The organism is Hymenobacter qilianensis (assembly GCF_014638675.1).
GTDB classification, from domain to species: domain Bacteria; phylum Bacteroidota; class Bacteroidia; order Cytophagales; family Hymenobacteraceae; genus Hymenobacter; species Hymenobacter qilianensis.
Genome location: NZ_BMFN01000003.1, coordinates 107,448 through 123,105, shown reverse-complemented (window position 1 = coordinate 123,105; position 15,658 = coordinate 107,448). Strand labels below are relative to the sequence as shown.

General features: G+C 55.6%; 14 protein-coding genes. 5 read left to right on the top strand and 9 right to left on the bottom strand.

What is annotated here, in order from left to right; translation table 11 throughout:
* Nucleotides 1-8: 8 nt before the first annotated feature.
* Complete coding sequence (locus tag IEW06_RS15135; protein WP_187731958.1) at nt 9-1,196, top strand: cation:proton antiporter domain-containing protein; 1,188 nt, start codon at nt 9-11, stop codon at nt 1,194-1,196.
* An 81-nt stretch (nt 1,197-1,277) separates the two neighbouring features.
* Complete coding sequence (locus IEW06_RS15130; RefSeq protein WP_187731959.1) at nt 1,278-2,228, top strand: mechanosensitive ion channel family protein; 951 nt, start codon at nt 1,278-1,280, stop codon at nt 2,226-2,228.
* Between the two features lie 48 nt (nt 2,229-2,276).
* Here IEW06_RS15130 and IEW06_RS15125 read toward each other — a convergent pair whose 3' ends face one another.
* The 9 genes from IEW06_RS15125 to IEW06_RS15085 form a co-directional block, all read right to left on the bottom strand.
* A complete protein-coding gene (locus IEW06_RS15125) occupies nt 2,277-2,801 on the bottom strand; it encodes a DUF421 domain-containing protein (RefSeq protein WP_187731960.1) in 525 nt (174 codons plus the stop codon).
* A gap of 137 nt (nt 2,802-2,938) precedes the next feature.
* Nucleotides 2,939-4,252 carry a DUF2254 domain-containing protein gene (locus IEW06_RS15120; RefSeq protein WP_187731961.1) on the bottom strand — a complete coding sequence of 438 codons (1,314 nt, stop codon included), beginning with the start codon at nt 4,250-4,252 and terminating at the stop codon, nt 2,939-2,941.
* A gap of 61 nt (nt 4,253-4,313) precedes the next feature.
* Nucleotides 4,314-6,092 (bottom strand): chloride channel protein, encoded by a 1,779-nt coding sequence (locus tag IEW06_RS15115; RefSeq protein WP_188548533.1) that lies wholly within the window; start codon nt 6,090-6,092, stop codon nt 4,314-4,316.
* A 101-nt stretch (nt 6,093-6,193) separates the two neighbouring features.
* Nucleotides 6,194-7,018 carry a mechanosensitive ion channel family protein gene (locus IEW06_RS15110; RefSeq protein WP_188548532.1) on the bottom strand — a complete coding sequence of 275 codons (825 nt, stop codon included), beginning with the start codon at nt 7,016-7,018 and terminating at the stop codon, nt 6,194-6,196.
* Between the two features lie 164 nt (nt 7,019-7,182).
* Nucleotides 7,183-8,139, bottom strand: a complete 957-nt coding sequence (locus tag IEW06_RS15105; RefSeq protein WP_223284529.1) for a DUF5694 domain-containing protein — start codon at nt 8,137-8,139, stop codon at nt 7,183-7,185.
* Nucleotides 8,140-8,275: 136 nt separating this feature from the next.
* Nucleotides 8,276-8,656: a hypothetical protein gene (locus tag IEW06_RS15100; protein ID WP_188548531.1), complete on the bottom strand. Its 381-nt coding sequence runs from the start codon at nt 8,654-8,656 to the stop codon at nt 8,276-8,278.
* A gap of 1 nt (nt 8,657) precedes the next feature.
* Nucleotides 8,658-8,978, bottom strand: a complete 321-nt coding sequence (locus tag IEW06_RS15095; protein ID WP_187731967.1) for a hypothetical protein — start codon at nt 8,976-8,978, stop codon at nt 8,658-8,660.
* Nucleotides 8,979-9,087: 109 nt separating this feature from the next.
* On the bottom strand, nt 9,088-9,522 hold the full coding sequence (locus tag IEW06_RS15090) for a nucleoside deaminase (protein ID WP_188548530.1): 435 nt from the start codon (nt 9,520-9,522) through the stop codon (nt 9,088-9,090).
* A 106-nt stretch (nt 9,523-9,628) separates the two neighbouring features.
* Nucleotides 9,629-12,643 carry a PD-(D/E)XK nuclease family protein gene (locus IEW06_RS15085; RefSeq protein ID WP_188548529.1) on the bottom strand — a complete coding sequence of 1,005 codons (3,015 nt, stop codon included), beginning with the start codon at nt 12,641-12,643 and terminating at the stop codon, nt 9,629-9,631.
* Nucleotides 12,644-12,757: 114 nt separating this feature from the next.
* On the opposite strand from IEW06_RS15085, the gene IEW06_RS15080 reads away from it, so the two are divergent.
* From IEW06_RS15080 to IEW06_RS15070, 3 genes are all read left to right on the top strand, one after another.
* On the top strand, nt 12,758-13,270 hold the full coding sequence (locus IEW06_RS15080; RefSeq protein WP_187731968.1) for a hypothetical protein: 513 nt from the start codon (nt 12,758-12,760) through the stop codon (nt 13,268-13,270).
* 288 nt (nt 13,271-13,558) lie between these two features.
* Complete coding sequence (locus IEW06_RS15075) at nt 13,559-14,173, top strand: TetR/AcrR family transcriptional regulator (RefSeq protein WP_187731969.1); 615 nt, start codon at nt 13,559-13,561, stop codon at nt 14,171-14,173.
* Between the two features lie 77 nt (nt 14,174-14,250).
* Entirely contained in the window at nt 14,251-15,636 is a 1,386-nt protein-coding gene (locus tag IEW06_RS15070) for a TolC family protein (RefSeq protein WP_188548528.1), read from the top strand.
* Nucleotides 15,637-15,658: the final 22 nt, after the last annotated feature.

The following is a 15,658-nucleotide window of genomic DNA, read 5'->3' as shown; positions in this document are numbered from 1 at the left end:
TTCCCAACATGGGTCCTTATACCATCCTGATTGGCCTGAGCCTGGCCGTTGTCTTATCTTACTTGTTTGATCTCGCGGCAAGGGCCACAAAAGTGCCGTCGGTGCTGATGCTACTCTTCACGGGTATCGCGCTAAAGCAGGCTGCCGACTACGGCGACGTGGGCGTATTGATACCCAAAGTAGTACTGGAGATATTTGGTATCATTGGTCTAATACTCATTGTGTTGGAAGGGGCTCTGGATTTAAAGATTAGTCGCGATAAAGCCCCTTTGATCCAGCGTTCCTTCGCGGCGGCCGCACTAATTCTGGTAGTGCAGGCCCTTATTATTGCCGAGCTGCTTCAGCTTTATCTGGATGTCCCATTTCAGACGTGTTTGATTAATGCCGTACCGCTGGCTGTCATCAGCTCGGCTATAGCCATTCCGAGCGTATCCAATCTGGGCGGGGAGAAGCAGGAGTTTATTGTGTACGAAAGCACTTTTTCGGACATCCTCGGCATCATGCTTTTCAACTTTGCCTTGCAGGACAACTTTGCTCAGGGAATATCCATTCTCACGTTCCTTCGCGATGTGGTATTTGTGTCCATTTTAGCCGTCATAAGTACCGCTGTACTGGCTTTTATGCTGGACCGCATCCGACTACACATCAAGTTCTTCCTGATTTTTGCCTTCCTGGTCCTGATTTATAGCTTGGCCAAAAAGCTGCATTTGTCATCCCTGCTATTGGTTCTGGCCTTCGGACTAGCCGTGAACAACGCAGAATTATTCCTTCGGGGACCACTGCGCCGTTTGCTGCACCCTGAGCGTCTGGCCGAGGAACTGCACCAGTTTAAGAGTATCACGGCCGAGTCGGCGTTCCTTATCCGCACGTTCTTCTTTTTGCTGTTTGGCTACTCCATCACCCTCACCAATCTCATCAGTGTCACGCTCCTATGGCAAGGACTCTTGATTGTAGCGGTGCTCACTGTTATCCGCTTTTTCTACCTGCGCTATATCGCCAAATCGGACCTGATACCTGAGCTGTTTATAGCCCCCAAAGGCCTAATTTCCATTCTGTTATTTTATAGCATCCCCGATAATCATCTTATTGGGCAAGTCAGCGAAAACATCCTCTTTGTCGTAATTCTTCTGACGGGCCTGCTCATGATGGTTGGCCTGATGCTGGCCCGTAAGGAGCCGGAGCTGGGCGAGTATTAAGCCTGCTGCCCTGCAATAGAGTAAATTTCTATGTTCAGCTGGGCTTGAAAACACGGCTACCTCACAGAAAATTTTGCGCCTATGGATTTTTCAATTGCTTGGCAGAAGCTAAACCAAATTGGCCGCGACCTCATGGCCGCGTTGCCCAACATTGCTATTGGGATAATTGTATTCTTGCTGTTCATGTTGCTGGCCCGCGGCGTGCGCGCCGGGGTGCGACGCGTTACGCGCGGGATGCGGCAGAATCAGAGTCTGCCGCTGTTACTGAGCCGTCTGGCCTACGTGGCCATGATTATTCTAGGCATCCTCGTAACGGTGACTATCATTCTGCCCGGCTTCACACCCGCTAGTCTGGTGAGCGCTTTAGGCGTGGGCGGTATAGCTATTGGCTTCGCTTTCAAGGATATCTTTCAGAACTTTCTGGCTGGTATCCTGCTACTGCTTACCGAGCCCTTCAAGATTACCGATCAAATTAAGTACAAGGACTTTGAGGGTACCGTAGAATCCATTCAGATGCGTGCCACCACCATCAAAACCTATGATGGCCGCCGAGTGGTTATTCCCAACGCGGAGCTGTTTACCAACGCCGTGACTGTCAATACGGCCTACGACATGCGCCGCTTGCAGTATGACGTAGGCATTGGCTACGGCGACGACATAGCCCAGGCGCGCAAGCTAATGCTGGAAGCAGTGGAAGAAGTAGAAGGGATACTGCGCGAGCCGGCACCCGAAACGCTGGTAATGGAGCTGGCGGAGAGCAGCGTGAACATTCGGGTGCGGTGGTGGGTTAATCCGCCGCGCCAGGCCGACGTGCTCGATGCGCAGGATAAAGTGCTGGAAAGCATCAAAAATAAGCTTACTGCTAATGGCATCGATATGCCATTCCCGACTCAGCAGATCCTGCTACACGACCAGACCGAAGTGACGGATGGTGACCGCCGTACCCAGCGCGAAGGCTGGCCCGCCGGCAAGGGCGATGTGCCGCTTGCCCGTGCCGCGGTACCCGAGCCTAAGCTGAAGGAGGAAGCATAGCTTCGCTCCGGGCCCATATCCAGATAAAATGCCCCCCAAGGCTTACTGCTACTTTTGCTTCAGGGGCACATCCTGCAACACGGACTGTGGGCCGTCGCTCGTGTTTTTGAGAATGCTCAGGTCGCCGCCGGTTTCTAGTACCACTGCGGCGGCATCCGCCAAGCTGGCCACGCCTTGTTCGCGTAAGCCCGCCAGAATCTCTGCTTCGGTAACCCGTTCAGCCTTAAGCGCTGCCGACAAAAAAGCCCCCTGATACACCAAAAGCGTCGGCTCGGACTTAATGAGCTTGCTCACCGTTTTAGAGCGCACAGACAGCCAGGTTAAGGCATATTGCAGAAAAATCAGCAGGGCAAACGCGGTAAGCCCATCGGCCAGCGGGACGCTTTTGTTGAGCAGTACAGTGGCCAGGGTAGAGCCGAGCGCCACGGTAACTATTAAATCAAAGGCGTTCATCTTGGTCAGCGTTCGTTTGCCTGACAGGCGAAGCAGCACAATTAGCCCAGCGTATGCCGCCATTCCAATGACCAGCGTACGGGCGATGCTTGTCCAGTTTGAGAAGAAGAATTGTTCCATAGCATAGGTGGGTTAGGTCGGTTTATATAAGCTACAACGCTTATGCGGTGTACGATAGGTGAACTAGCTCAAGTAAGCAGGCAGCGCAGTTCAGGGCATCTTCGGAGTCAGAAGTTGCTGCTGGCTTGGCTGCATTTTCAGGATTCAAGCAATGCTAGCCGCTCGCGTACCTGGGTGCGCTCGTACTCTGTGTGGAGCGTACGCTCAGCCGCCTCACCGATCAGGCCCCGCTGCTGGTGCAGTACCAGTATGCGCCTGGGGTCGTTGGTGCGCTGCCCGATAACTGAAAGTGCCGTAAGCAGGCGCAGGTAAATGGCCACGTTGCCGTCGGCACAGACACAGATCTGGTCGAAAGCGGTGGTTACGAACTGCTCGAACGAGGGGCGCACTGCCACCACGCGCACACGATTGTTGTTAGTGCGCAGGGGGCTGGCAAGCTGGCGGTCGGCCAGCTGCGCGACCAAAGAGCCGAGATGGTCAATGCAGATGATGGCCGTAGTGGTGTCGTTGACGCCCGGCGAGAGGGCCTTCAGGGCAATATCCACGATTTGCCGCAGGCCAAAGCCAGCATCCTGTTCGATGGTACGCTGACTGCCCAAGCCAAACCTAGAATTGATCTGGTCGGTTAGCTTGTCATCCAGCGCGGGCGCTTCCCCCTGATAAACGGCCACCGATGCCAGCGCCGCACCGCGCGCTACAAAACCGCCGATGCCGTGCTCCATGCGTATCACGCCGTGCAGGTTGCGCGCTAAGTCCAGCAGGCCCTCTTCATCCACGCTCTGCACGTACCCATTCGTTCGGGAAGGAACGGTCAGCCAGCTGAGCTGGCCGGCCTGGCGCAGTAGCTTCTGAGCTTCGTCTGCATCTGCTTCTTGTCCAAGCTGTTCGGGAAACAGGCGTTTGATGGCGGCTTCCGTTTCTTCGGTTGCGTTGCGCACAATATTGGATGCCTGAATGGAATTGGCGATGTGGTGGATAAAGAAAATAAGCACCCCAATACTGACCAGGGCCAGCACCAAACCCATCAATACCGCCAGGGAGGGAATAAAGCTGCCTTCGTCGCCACCGCGGATGGTGCGCAGCACGATGAGGCAGTACACGAAAATGCTGACAAAGAAGCCCAGCACCATCTGATTGGCCCGGTCGCTCATGAAGTTGCGTAGTACCCGCGGGGTGTATTGGCTGGATACCTGCGCCAGTGTGCTCAGCGTAAGCGAGAAAATCAGGCCGGCCACCGTAATCATGGAGCCGGCAATGGCCGTGAGCACGCCGCGCGCACCGTCGGAGCCGGCCCCAAACAGTAAGGGGTATTCCTCCAGCCAGTCGTGCTCAATGCGTAAATCGATGAACACCAAAGCAAAAGCCAGCAAAATGGCCCCCGCAACCATCAGAGTTGGGATAAACCATAAGCTGGCATCCAGATTCAGCCAAAGCGCGCGAAGTCGGTTCATACCCTAGTAGGTACTGCCGAGTATGCGCTAAGGTTGTTGCTTGCTGCTAAGTTGAAGGCTGCTACTCGATTTCCTTTAGCAGCTGCCGCCGATAGTTGGCCAGAATAGTGGATTTGAGCAGGAAGCCCAGATACAGGCCATTGCGAACCACGGGCAAGGCCCAGGCATCGTGGTGTTCCATCTCGCTGAGCGTATCGAGCAGGCTATCTTCCGGTTGGACAACTGCCACCGGCGGCGTCATCAGGTCGCTGACGTAGGTGGTAGTGTAGTGCTCGTCGTCGAAGAGGGCGTCGCGCACTGTGTCGAGCGAGACGATGCCCACGAGCTTATTATCGGCATCGACTACCGGAAACAGGTTGCGGGTGGCATGACGGAAAATATCGACTAGCTCGCCTAGGGTGGTTTCGGGATGGACTGGTACGAAATCGTTTTGTACCAGGGAAAGCGGCTCCAGCTGCGCGAGCAGGCCTCGGTCGCGGTCGGCGTGCATATGCACACCGCGCTGTACCAGCTTGCGGGTGTACACGGAATAAGGCTCGAAGTATTTGGTAATCAAGTAGGAGCTGGAAGTAACCACCATCAGGGGCACAAACAAAGCGTAGCCGCCGGTAATCTCAGCAATCAAGAAGATGGCTGTAAGGGGAGCGTGTACTACGCCGGCTAGCGTGCCCGCCATGCCCAGCACCACAAAATGTACCTCCGATACGGGATACCAGCCGCTCATATTAATCAGGCGGGCCAGCAAAAAGCCCCCCAGCGCCCCCGTAAACAGAGATGAGCCGAACATACCACCATTGCCCCCCGAGCCGATGGTGACGCAGGTAGCAAACACCTTAAGCAACATGCTGCTGGCTACCACCAGCAGCAGCAGCCACACGTTCTCGTCGCGGTAAACGGCGAAAATGGATCCTTCTACCAGTCCTTCCGGCCGCCCTTGGAGCAGCATCTCTACAATGTTGTAGCCTTCGCCGTAGAGCGGCGGAAACAAAAACACCATGATGCCCAGCGTGAAGCCGCCAAACACCACCTTGCGAAAAGTGCCGGGAAACCGCTCAAAGTACTTGTCGGAAGCAAAATAAATGCGAATCATGTACACCGACAGGAGCGCGGTGAACAAGCCCAGCATCAGGTAGGAGGGCACGGCTTCTACTGGCCAGGTAGTGGTAATCAGCACGAAGGGCTGGCCCGCGTACAGGGCCTTGGAAACCACCGTGGCTGTAGCCGAGGAAATAAGCAGCGGAATAAAAAACGGCGCCGACAGCTCCGACAGAATTACTTCTACTGCAAACAAAACTCCCGCAATAGGGCTGTTGAAGATAGCCGCTACGCCAGCCGCTGCGCCGCAACCCACTAGCAGGCGCCGCTCGCGGCGACCCACGCGCAGAATGCGCCCGATGTTAGACCCCAGGGCCGAACCCGTTACGGAAATAGGTGCCTCCAGACCCGCCGAGCCGCCAAACGTGACAGTGAGAAAGGAGGAAATGGCCTGCGAATACAGCTTACTGCGTGGCACCACGCTGCCCTGACGGGCAATATTATAAAGAATGGGCCCGATTCCCCGGCTCAACGTGCCGCCCAGCGCATAGCGCGTAAATAGCACCGTGAGCCCGATGCCAAGCATGGGATATAGGAACAGGGCAAAGACCCGATTTTCTTCGGGTACCCAGGAGTACAGCAGGTTCTGGGCCGAATGAACGGAGCTTTTGAGTGCCACCGCCGCCAAACCTGCCCCAATTCCGACCAGCACGCTCACCAGAATCAGGTAGACCCGGTCGTTGACGTGGCGTAGTCGCCACAGCAACAAAGGACCTATTAAACGGTGAAAGGAACTCTTCGGCATGGCAAACGACAACTACAAGCAGCGCTCGATCCGCAAGAAACCGGCCACTAATACAATGTACAAGCAATAAAACGAATAAGCAGCCTCGTGCTGACTAAGTATTAATTCGCCCCCGAAACAACGTAGCCTTCAGCCACTAGCATCGCTTTGCTGCCCTTCAGCAAGTCACTTTTCAACTCCAGGGTGCCACGCCGGTATTCTTCGGAATAGGCCCAGAGATAAATACGCAAGTCGGCGGAGGTAGTCCCCATCTTTTCGACGATAATGTAGGGCGTATGAGGGTCGCGGGTTTCAACGCCTTTGTGGCTGCTCACGTACTTGAGCAACATCTCTTCGATGCGGTCGGAAGTGGTTTCAGTCCCCATATCAACGCTAATCAGGAAGTCCTGCCGGATGAAGCCGTCGCGGGTATAGTTGGTCAGCGGCTCGCGCAGCACAAGGGCGTTGGGCAGGAAGATGTGCTTGCCATCAAAGGTCTTGATGAGCGTTGTGCGCAAATTCAGGGCTTCTACCTCGCCCATCAGATCCTTTACCTGCACGGTGTCGTGGATGCGAAACGGGCGGTTGAAGGCCAGCACTACGCCGGCCAGAAAGTTCTCGGCAATGTCTTTCAGGGCAAAGCCCACGATGAAAGCCGAAAGCCCGGCACCCGCCAGCATTCCACTAGCTACCCCCGACAGGCCGAGGACGTGCATGGCCAGCAATACCCCCATCAGCAGCAGCGCCCAGCGGGTAAAGTTGGTCAGGAAATTGGCCAGCAGCGCGTCGTGGGAGCGCTTTCTGAGTCTGCTTCCCAGCAGCTGGCTTACGTGGTTGGCGATGGCCAACCCGATGGCCAGCACTATCAGAGCGATAAATAACTTAGGCAGTAGGTGCACAAACTGGTGCCAGTAGTCGATCAGCACCTCATTCAATTCGTCGATCATAGAGCAGTAGAAAACAAAATTTGCCCCCCAACTGGCGCTGGGTGGCATTTTTATAACCAAACACTAACAGTACGGCGGTAACTAACCCGAAGGTTGGGATTTGCCCCCCAGCAGCTGAGCGCAGTCGGGGCAAAGCCCGCTTGGAGCTTTGCTTTCCTGGTAACTTAGGAGGCGGGAGTGGCGGCTGCTTTTCTAGGCTTGAGGTATTTGGTGGCCTTCGTTTTCAGGTAGGTAGCAGCGGGTACCACGTGGTAGTTTGGGTTGACCGCAAACAGCTCCTGCTGCACGCCCACGTGGGTTTGGCCCAGAATAACCATCACACGCTTGGCCTTCGTTTTGTGCTGGGCCCGCAGAATATTGGAGTAGATTTTCAGGTTGCGGTTGTAGAACAACGTGATGTAGTGGGCACCAATGTAGGCTGTATCCACCTTCCCCAGATCGTTGGTGTTCGGGCCGGTGGCTGAGAAAGTGCCGTTGGTCACCATCGCGGGGTTATTAAACACCACGCGGTGGCTCATCGCCACCAGGTCGGGGTGGTTGGCCAAGGCGATGTAGTCGTAAATCGATAGGCTATCGTGTTGGGCCATCCGTTGCAGGGGGCGGGAGGTAATCTGCATTTCCTTCAGGCCTTTGTTGAAATAGTCGATACCATCGCCGGTGCTCAGCAGCGACTGAGAGGTAGAAGCGTAGTAATCGATGCAGGAGGGGCTGGGCAGCTGGAGCTGTTTGGCCATCGCAAACGCTACCTGGTAGCGCTCGCTGCGCCCGGTGCCCGAAGGCAGCGTGGTCAAATCAAGCTTTCCGTCGCGGTACAGCGCATACAAGCTGTCTATCCGGCCCTGTTCCGACGGCTCGGCTTCTATCATAATGGCATCGGGCCGGAACTTGAGCAGATGCTCCCGCAGCTTGGCTATTTCCGCCTGCTTCTTAGGATTGAACACGTCTGACTGGGGCTCCTTATTATAAATCCCCGCTAGGTGCGCAAAGCCCACTACCATAATTTCCGTGCGATCTTGCTTACCGTTCTGAGCAATGGCTCCGGTACACAGCAACAACATGATGAGGCTGAGCAAACCAATAAACTTCTTCGTAATACGGCTTTGCAGTTGATACAGTATCATAGAATAGAAGGGTGGATAAGGTTCGTGACAAATAAAGCATATAGTACCTTGTAAAACAAGCTACCTGATTTAAAATATCTGTAACGAGAAGTATATAGCGCCTTAACAGCGACAACTACCGGCTCGGAACGCAATATTATTCTTTAACTAAAGCGGGCTTATTCAGCCAAAGCCGAAAAGCCACAGTGCCCACAGCGTAGGCCACCGCATCAAATGGATCGGCAACGGCAGTGGTGGAGAAGTAAGGCAAGATTCCTTCAAACCACAGCGATACGTAGACCCAGGCGGCAATCAGCCAGGTGTTGGGAAACACGAAAGTGCGGGAGTGGGCCACAAAGCGCCGCTGCGCGGCCAGCGCCAGGCTAAGCATGACGGGCATGGCCGCAAGGTCGCCTAAATAGGAGGTGAGCAGCGCGGGCAGAGGCCAGTGGAGCAGATAGCGGTTGAGCAGGTAGCCTGCATACAGAAGCACGGCGACGATAAACAGTGGATGTCTGAATTCGGGCCAGCGCTTCATATCAACCTGCGACCACTGTCACCACCCAGATAATGAAAGACAGAATGGCCGCGAATGCCAGCTGCCCGCCCCGAACGATGGTTTTGAAAAAGCGCGCTAGGCCCTTGTCCTCTGGCTTTATTTCCATTAGAATAAGGGACGACGTCTTCTGGTTTTCCAGCTCGTTGCGTTGGATCGCACTTTGATGGGCCCGCGGATCGAGTAGCTCGCCGCAGTGCTCACAGCGGTCAGTTGGGTTGTGCTGCCACGCGGACCACTGCTGGCAGTGCGGACACTTTTTGGAAGCAAGTAAAGGAGTATCAGCCATCTGTAGAGTACGCACAACTAGGGCGGCAAGGTTAAATAACGTAAAAAAGACCCAAGCCGCTGTATAGTGGAGCTTGGGTCTTTTTTACGTTATCGGACCAGTTTTCCGGCAAAATCAGGAGGTATTACAGCTCCATAATATCCTCGTTCCACAGCGTGGGCTCGGCTTCAATGAATTCCTGCATCATCTGCACGCACTCGTCCAGATCCACGATTTCGACCTCCACGCCGTGCGACTCCAGAAACTCCTGCGACTCGCCAAACGTGCGCGACTCGCCCACCACTACTTTCGGGATTTTGAACTGTACGATGGTGCCCGCGCACATAAAGCAGGGCATGAGGGTGGTGTACAGCACCGTGTCGCGGTAGGTGCGCTGGCGGCCGGCATTGTAGAGGCAATCCATCTCGCCGTGCTTGATGGGATTATTTTCCTGCACTCGTTTATTGCGCCCGCGGGCCACAATTTGCCCCCCACGCACCAGCACCGAGCCAATGGGAATACCACCCTCCCGGCGGCCCTGGCGCGCCTCGTCGATGGCGGCTTGCATGAATTCGTCCATAAGTAAAAGTCGTAGGAACACGCTATGGCGCGTTCAATTGTTGAGTGAGATTATGCCGACAAAGAACGGTTATTCGATTTGGATACCGAACGCGACGGTCAGGTTTCTACCGTGCACAAATGCCTTTATAGGGGCAATACTGACACCTTAACAGATCATCCGTTTTGCGAATCGGCTCGGCGGGGTCCAGAATGCGGTGCACGAAGTTGGTCAGCAACTCTTGGCCTTTGTCGAGAAAAGAAGTGCCGTCTTCGGTCAGAAAACCCATGTCGGCCGTCATGGGACCGGCGCTGAGGTTACGTAGTGAAATGATGGCGGCATCGGCGGCGGGGCGGCCGGAGCGCTCCAGCATGAAGCGGTAAAGCCAAAGCTGCCGCACCTTGTCGGCGGAGGGCGTGGCGTCGGTGAGCAGGCGTTGGGTGGCGGCCGTGGCGTCTTCGCCCCGCTTTTGCAGACGCAGCTCGTGGGCGTGTACCAGGCCGGTTTTGTAGTCAACCACGCGCAGACGGCCGTCGGGCAGCTCGTCGAGGCGGTCGGCGATGCCGTAGAGGCGCAGTTGTAAGGTGTCGCCGCCGGGTAAGGTGACAGGAATTTCGGCCTGCAATATTTCTTCTAAGCCGCTGATTTGCAGCGGTAAGGCACCGACTTGCTCCGGTAAGCCTTCGAGGTAGCGACGCACGAGCTGAGCGGCCACCTGGCCCAGTACGTGGTTCAGCCCTTCATCGGGGCGGGCGTGTCGCTCGTCTTCTTCCTGGCGCATGGCCTGGGCAACTTCGGTGGGCACTTGCTGAAGCAGGGCAGGCAGATCGGGGGCCGTCAGGGGGCGTTTTTCCTGGGCGAAAGGCCGCAGCAGGTTTTCCAGCACTTCGTGCACCACCGTGCCGAAGCCATCAGCGCCAAGCTTTTCTTCTACTTCTTCGGCTTCCTGAAACTTAGCCAGGCGGGCAAAATAGAATTGGAGAGAGCAGTTCAAAAACTGATTCAGCGCCGAAGGTGAAAGACCACGAATAAGCACCCCGCGCAAGGCGGTGAGCATGTCGAAATCCTTTTCCAGCACAAGGTCACCGACGGGCGTTTGGGTAATTGTGTCACCTTCTACTGCCTCATTATCAGCGCTGTCGGCCATAACCGTGGCGACTACATCGCGCAGCACCAATCCTGGATTCTGGGGGGCTAAATCGTTCTCAATCTGAAGCAAAAAGCGGCTTCTCTCGCCCGTGCGGGTGCCTTCGGCGCCCGGCAGTACGTGCAGCAGATCCACCTTGCGGGCGCGCTGAAGCAGGCGCCAGAACTGGTGGGCGGTGGCAGCTTCGTGGTCGGCGTAGGTGGGCAGGTTGAACTCGCGCAGCACGTCGTAGGGAAAGAGCGAGTTGCTGCGCTTGGGCGCGGGCAACACGTTCTCGTTGCAGCTCAGAATAATGACGTGGTCAAAATCCAGAGCGCGGGTTTCGAGCAAACCCATCACCTGCACATCGGCAATGGGCTCACCGCTGAAAGGCAAGCGTGTGCGGGCCATTTGCTCGTACAGAAACCGCCGAAACGAGCGCACCGACAGGCGCTGCTCCCGGCAGTCGAACACCGAATCGAGCCGCTTAACTAGGGTAAAAAACAGGTATAGATATTCCGCCTCCATAGCCGAATGCTGGTCCTGGTAAGCTTTTTTAAGCAGATCAATGAGCGTGTAGCAGGCGGCAATAATATCGTCGCAGGTATCCCAGGTAGCGAATAAAGCGTCCACGAGCGGGTGCTGCTTGCCCAGCTGCAGCAGCTCGCTGGCCGGCAGCAGCACGGCGTTGCGCTTGATAATCTGGTTGCACACCTGTTCGAGCAAACCGTGATACTGGGGGGCATTTTCCTGCTTGTCGAGCCACTGCTGATAGCGGCGCAAAAACGGGTGCTGGAGCAGCTTCGTGACGGCTAGGTGGTGGTAGCGCGGCACCCCGTAGCCCGTCTCGGGCGAGCCTTCACGGATGCCGGTCAAATGCACCTCAAACAGCAGATCCACCAAGTTGAACAGGGGCGTGCTCTGGAAGCTCAAACCCATGGTCACGTTGTACTCGGGTACGGCCTCGGGGGGCAAACCGTGCAGCACGGGCAGCAGCAAGGTCTCGTCGGGCAGCACGATGGCGACTTTGGCCCGCGGGTTTTGCAGGCGCGAGGCCGCCAGCAGCTGGCCCGCCACTTTGCCCTGCATGCTGGCATTGGCGACGCCCACAAACTGGATTTCGCGTGGCAGCGTGCGCAGCAGATCGGGTAGGGCGCCGGTGGTGCTGGCGAAGCTCTCGGGGGGCAAATCCCACTTGGTGCGGTAGCGGCGCAGGTGCTGGCCGGCCCTGTTGGGCGAGTCCTGCTCCAGGTAAAACGCGTCGCCGTCGAAGCGGACTTCGGCGCGGCCTTGCTTGAGGAGCAGGCGAATTAGTTTTTCTTCGGCTTTGGATAAAGAACCTAAGCCCAGAAATATGTGCTGGGGGGCTTTTTGGCCATTGTTTAGCATGTTTTGCACATGCTCCACGGCCAGTCGGTAAGCTAGGCCGGGGTAGGCTACGCCCTGTTGCTCCATGCGCTTACGCAGGCGCCAGTACACTTTTTCCAGGTCGTCCCAGAAGCGAAAGTAAGCGACGGTAGTGCTGGCCGGCGCGGGCATTTGCTCCAAGGCCCAGCGCTCCAGTGCTTTAGCTTCGGTGAGATAATCGAAGACTTTGGCAGGATAAGCCAGGTTTTGGTCGAGATTGGAAAAGTCCTGCAACAGCAGCCCCGACCAGCCCACAAACTGATCGAAATCCAGCTTCTTGTCGATGTCGCGCAGGATATCGAATAGCATGAGCTGCAAGGCAATAGGCTCTTCTACCTGCACACCGGCCAGCTCCACCATGTAGTCTTCCATGGCCGCGATGCGCGGGCTCCACAGCGCCGTGCCTACTTCCGTGGCCAGGGCCAGCTCGTTTTTCAAGTACACCACGGCCCGCCGCGTAGGCACCACTACTACCACATCCGACAGCTCCGAGCCCGGATAGCGCGCCACCAGGTCGCGGGCCGCCTGGGTCAGGAAGGCTACGGGAGCGGCCTCGGCAGCGGCAGGCGAAAGGGAAGCGGCAAGGGCAGGAGAGGTGGTATAAGACATGGAGGTAGAAGATGATAAATGCCCGTGCGCTGATTATCCTAATGAGGAGCTTGCGTGCGGAGGCACGAAATATGCTGTTAGTCCGATAAAGTACAATTATTGAACACTCCGATTATGCGTCCGGTTCGTTGCTTACTGCTCATTATCTTAATTCTGGCTGCTTTTAACAGCTATGCGCAAATGGGCCGGCTGGGGGCAACCAGGTCCGTTGAGGAGTTTAAATTTAAATCCATTTTTGGTGCGCCCAAGAAAGATAGTACCCTGGCGTACTGCCTGCTGGGAACCGGCTTTTTCAAAAGCAGGCAGGCGCAAGGTGCCGACACGCTGATTGCCAGATGGATAAAGCAGCACCCAGCGGCGCGGGTAATACCCGTATCAACTATTCAATCAACGATGCTTGGAGCCGCCAACTCCAGCATGACCTACTGCTGGATAGTTGATAAGGAGGAAAATCTGAACGTGTACCTGATCCGAAACGGCTATTTTCCGGGGGGCACCATGCAGAAGCCTAAGACCGATGCGAAAACCTACATCAGCAAAAAGGATTACGAAGAGTTTATGCGCCAGATCCGGCTGGCAGAACTTTACGCCCAGAAAAAAAAGCTCGGCGTGTGGGTGAAGCAGTAGGTTGCGGTAACCCTCACGCTGGTTTGTAAATAATTTACGTACAATACTTTAGCAGCATAAAAGGCTGTAAAAAGGCTCGTCGGGTCAGGCTTCGCATACAATGCGCGCCTGGCCCGACGAGCCTTTTTTAGGCCGTGTACCAAAAAAAATTAATCAAACATTTAAAACATTCTCATAAAACGTGGGTTTAAGTCTCCAATCCTGCTCCAGGAAAAGCGAAGCCACTGGCTGGGCGTTTCAGAACATTGGCTGCCAGACCTGGCGAAATTTAACCTCACCGATTACTTTATGTCCGACGAAAACCCGCAGTGCACCGAGCAAAAAATAAAGGAAGCGGCGCGCAAGGTGTTTATAGTGAAGGGGTTCGACGGCACTACTACCCGCGACATAGCCGAGGTAGCCGGTATCAATCAGGCCCTGACGAACTATTATTTCCGCAGTAAGGAAAAGCTATTCAGGTTGATTTTTGAGGACATATACCGGGAGTACTTTCAGGAAATCTTCTGCATCATGGTCCAGCCCGTAGAGTTGCGAGTCAAGATTCCGCAGCTGGTAGAGGCGCACTTCAGCTTGTTTGATCAGAACCCGGATTTGCCCCTGTTTCTGCTCTCCGAGATGCGTCGGCATCCCAATTTGCTGACTCCGGCTAATTATGCGAATAAGGAAAGGCCAGTGTTCGTTTTCCTGCGCCAGCTACAGCAGGCTGCCGACGAAGGCCAGATTCGGCCGGTGGCGCCTATGCATGTGCTGCAGCTGGTAATGGCCAATATTCAGTTTATGTACCTGTCGCGGCCCATCACCATGGAAATTTCGTCCCTGGATGAGGCAGCTCACACCGAGTTCACGCGTCGTCATAAAGACATCGTTATTGATATGCTGATGAACTACCTCTTCATTTATTAAAAAAGCCCCCCAGGCCGCAGGAGTTGGCTTAGCCAGCGCTACGGCGGCTGCTTTTTAGGTTGAATACTGATTACAAGATGAAGCATTTATTTGCCCCCCAGCGGTTTGCAGGCCGTGCGTTAATACTTAGCGTAGCACTAGTGTGTAGTTCGCTCTTTGGTTGGGCTCAATCGGGAAGACCGGGCGCGCCGGCGGCGTTGCCCGCCAACGCCACGCTGGAAGAGTGCGTGCAGTTTGCCCTGCGCAATCAGCCGCTGGTGCGGCAAGCGACGATTGATGAAGCTATTGGCGAGCGGCAAATCCGCATCGGCCTGTCTGATTGGCTGCCGCAGGTGCAGGGCGTGGGCTCGTATACCCGCAACCTGATTCTGCCCACCACCGTGCTGCCCAACTTTCAGGACCCCACGGCCGGGCAGCAGCTGGTGCGCATTGGCCTCAACAATACGTCGACCATAGGTTTGCAGGGCACTCAGCTATTGTACAGCAACGACGTGCTGCTGGCGGCCCGCTCCATGCGCTTTGTGAGGCTGAATAACAGCCAGAATACCACCGCTTTCAAGATTGACGTGGTAACCAACGTGAGCAAGGCGTTCTACGATATTCTGCTCACCCAGGAGCAGCTGCGGATTCTGGATGAGGCCATTGTGCGCCAGGAAAAGCAGCTCAAAGATGCTTTTGCGCAGTACGAGGTGGGCATTGCCGACAAGATCGACTACAAGCGCGCCTCCATTTCGGTGAAGAATGCCCGTGCCCAGCGCAAAACCACGGCCGAATCGTTGAAGGGCAAATACGCCACCCTCAAGCAGCTGATGGGCTATGCGCCCGAAAACAACCTGGCGCTGGCCTACGACACGGCCCGCATGATTCAGCAAACCCGCCTGGATACGACCCAGCAGCTCAGCTTCGAAAACCGCATTGAGGTGCAGCGGCTGTTGACCCAGAAGAAGCTGCAGCGCATTAACATCGACTATTACCGGCTGGGGTTTCTGCCCTCGCTTTCGGGCTTCGTGAACTACAACCGCGTGTATCAGAACAACGACTTTTCGGTTCTCTACGACCGCGCGTTTCCGAACTCTCAGGCCGGTTTGCAGCTGGCGCTGCCCATTTTTACGGGCACCCGCCGCACCCAGAACCTGAAAATCGCGGAGCTGCAGGATGAGCGCCTGGATCTGGATTTGTTCGACACCAAAAACCAGATCAACTCCGAGTACGAGCAGGCGCTGGCCACGTATAAAAGCGCTCTCAACGACCTGAGTACGCAGCAGGAAAACGCCCGCGACGCCCAGGAAATCTACGGCATCGTGAAGCTGCAATATGACGAAGGCATCAAAACCTACCTGGAAGTGATTGTGGCCGAAACCGATCTGCGCACTTCACAGCTTAACTATTACAACTCACTGTTTGCCGTGCTGGCCAGCAAGCTGGACGTGGAGAGGGCGCTGGGCACTATTGCGCTGAACTAATGATAATGGAAACTATGGTCGG

Excerpts from the sequence above, each read along its gene's own strand:
- IEW06_RS15070 (WP_188548528.1), top strand. The coding sequence starts at position 14,251 with ATGAAGCATTTATTTGCCCCCCAGCGGTTTGCAGGCCGTGCGTTAATA.
- IEW06_RS15080 (WP_187731968.1), top strand. The coding sequence starts at position 12,758 with ATGCGTCCGGTTCGTTGCTTACTGCTCATTATCTTAATTCTGGCTGCT.
- IEW06_RS15135 (WP_187731958.1), top strand. The coding sequence starts at position 9 with ATGGGTCCTTATACCATCCTGATTGGCCTGAGCCTGGCCGTTGTCTTA.
- IEW06_RS15125 (WP_187731960.1), bottom strand. The coding sequence starts at position 2,801 with ATGGAACAATTCTTCTTCTCAAACTGGACAAGCATCGCCCGTACGCTG.
- IEW06_RS15130 (WP_187731959.1), top strand. The coding sequence starts at position 1,278 with ATGGATTTTTCAATTGCTTGGCAGAAGCTAAACCAAATTGGCCGCGAC.
- IEW06_RS15110 (WP_188548532.1), bottom strand. The coding sequence starts at position 7,018 with ATGATCGACGAATTGAATGAGGTGCTGATCGACTACTGGCACCAGTTT.
- IEW06_RS15105 (WP_223284529.1), bottom strand. The coding sequence starts at position 8,139 with ATGATACTGTATCAACTGCAAAGCCGTATTACGAAGAAGTTTATTGGT.
- IEW06_RS15075 (WP_187731969.1), top strand. The coding sequence starts at position 13,559 with ATGTCCGACGAAAACCCGCAGTGCACCGAGCAAAAAATAAAGGAAGCG.
- IEW06_RS15120 (WP_187731961.1), bottom strand. The coding sequence starts at position 4,252 with ATGAACCGACTTCGCGCGCTTTGGCTGAATCTGGATGCCAGCTTATGG.
- IEW06_RS15090 (WP_188548530.1), bottom strand. The coding sequence starts at position 9,522 with ATGGACGAATTCATGCAAGCCGCCATCGACGAGGCGCGCCAGGGCCGC.
- IEW06_RS15100 (WP_188548531.1), bottom strand. The coding sequence starts at position 8,656 with ATGAAGCGCTGGCCCGAATTCAGACATCCACTGTTTATCGTCGCCGTG.
- IEW06_RS15085 (WP_188548529.1), bottom strand. The coding sequence starts at position 12,643 with ATGTCTTATACCACCTCTCCTGCCCTTGCCGCTTCCCTTTCGCCTGCC.
- IEW06_RS15115 (WP_188548533.1), bottom strand. The coding sequence starts at position 6,092 with ATGCCGAAGAGTTCCTTTCACCGTTTAATAGGTCCTTTGTTGCTGTGG.